Origin of the sequence: Stenotrophomonas sp. 2YAF22 (genome assembly GCF_052114665.1) — a bacterium.
Taxonomy (GTDB): domain Bacteria; phylum Pseudomonadota; class Gammaproteobacteria; order Xanthomonadales; family Xanthomonadaceae; genus Stenotrophomonas; species Stenotrophomonas indicatrix.
Window position 1 is genome coordinate 1 of sequence record NZ_JBFRFE010000818.1, and the last position, 1,523, is coordinate 1,523.

General features: G+C 67.8%; 1 protein-coding gene. It reads right to left on the reverse strand.

What is annotated here, in order from left to right; translation table 11 throughout:
• Nucleotides 1-150: 150 nt before the first annotated feature.
• Nucleotides 151-1,437 carry a DUF445 domain-containing protein gene (locus AB4Y84_RS21405; RefSeq protein WP_312786060.1) on the reverse strand — a complete coding sequence of 429 codons (1,287 nt, stop codon included), beginning with the start codon at nt 1,435-1,437 and terminating at the stop codon, nt 151-153.
• Nucleotides 1,438-1,523 lie beyond the last annotated feature (86 nt).

Below are 1,523 nucleotides of genomic sequence, written 5' to 3' on the forward strand. Positions count from 1 at the left end.
GCACGGATGCGGCGACCAAGCCCCCAGGGATGGGTTCACGGCGGCCCCGCAAACCCACAGCGCGCTGCCATCCCGCAGGAAACCAGCTGTGGCTGTTGCTCTGGCTCCGGCCTCTGCGGGTGCCGGGCGCAGCCCGGCCGGGAACCCATCTCAGAAACGGAACAGAACAGTCGCCGCATGCAGCAGCAGGCCGATCAGGCCGCCCACCAGGGTGCCGTTGAAGCGGATGAACTGCAGGTCGCGGCCCACGCTCAGCTCCAGCTGCTCGACCAGGTGGCGTTCGTCCCAACTCTTGACCGTCTGCGCGATATGGGTGGTGACGCCCTCGCGCAGGCGCCCGGTGAGGCGCTGTGCGCCTTCCAGCAGGTGCTGGTTCAATGCCTCGCGCAACGCCGGGTCCGATTGCAGGCTGTCGCCCAACGAAGCCAGGCTGCGCTGCAGATGACCGACCAGTGCCGAATCCTCACGCTGCAGATCGCCGCGCAGGCTGGCCTGTATGCGCGACCACAGGCCCTGCACGTAGTCCTGCAGGGCAGGGTGGTCGATCATTTCCTGCTTGAGCTGTTCGATGCGCTCGGTCAGTGCCGGGTCTTCGCGCAGGCGCTGCACGTAGTTACCCAGCCATTGTTCGTAGTCCTGGCGCAGCGGGTGCTGCGGCTCGGCCAGCACTTGCTGCAGTTCTTCCAGCACCGCCCGGGCCAGGCGTTCGGCAAGGTTGTCGCCGATCTCATCGATCGGCTTGATCCAGTTCACCGTGCTCGACAGCGTCGGCCATTCGCGCTGGATGTAGCGCACGATCAGCTGCGAGGCGCGTTCCTTCACTTCCGGTTGCTCCAACCAACGCCCCAGCCGCTGCAGGCCCTCGTCCAGCACGCGCTGGTGGCGGCCATCGGCGGTCAGCAGGCCCAGCAGTTCGCCGGCGGTGGCAGCTGCGTTCCACTGCCGCAGCTGCTGCACCACGAAGCTGTGCAGCTGCCGCCGCACCGCAGCTTCATCGAAGAAATCCAGCGCCTGCAGCGCCCAGCCACGGGCCATGTCGGCCAGCATCCGTGAACGCGCGGGATCGGCCAGCCAGCTGCCGAGGCGGCTGGCCGGGTCGAACACCTGCAACTTGGCCAGCAGCACCGTCGGTTCCAGGAACTGGTCGCGCACGAACAGGGCCAGGCTGTCGCCGATGCGTTCCTTGCTACGCGGAATGATCGCCGTATGCGGAATCGGCAGGCCCATCGGCCGCCGGAACAGGGCAACCACCGCAAACCAGTCGGCGAGCGCGCCAACCGCGGCGGCCTCGCAGAAAGCCGAGACCCAGGCCCAGATGCCACGCTCGCCCTGCCAGTGGCTGACCGCGAAACCGGCCAGCATCAGCAGCAGCAGGCCAAGGGCGAGGGTTTTCAGGCGCCGCAGTTGGGCGCGGCGCGGATCGATGGCAGACGTCATGCCCGAAGTCTACCCGCAGGCCGGTGAGTACCCGGTAGTGCCGGCCGCTGGCCGGCAACCCATGGACGTTGGAAGCACGTTGCAGC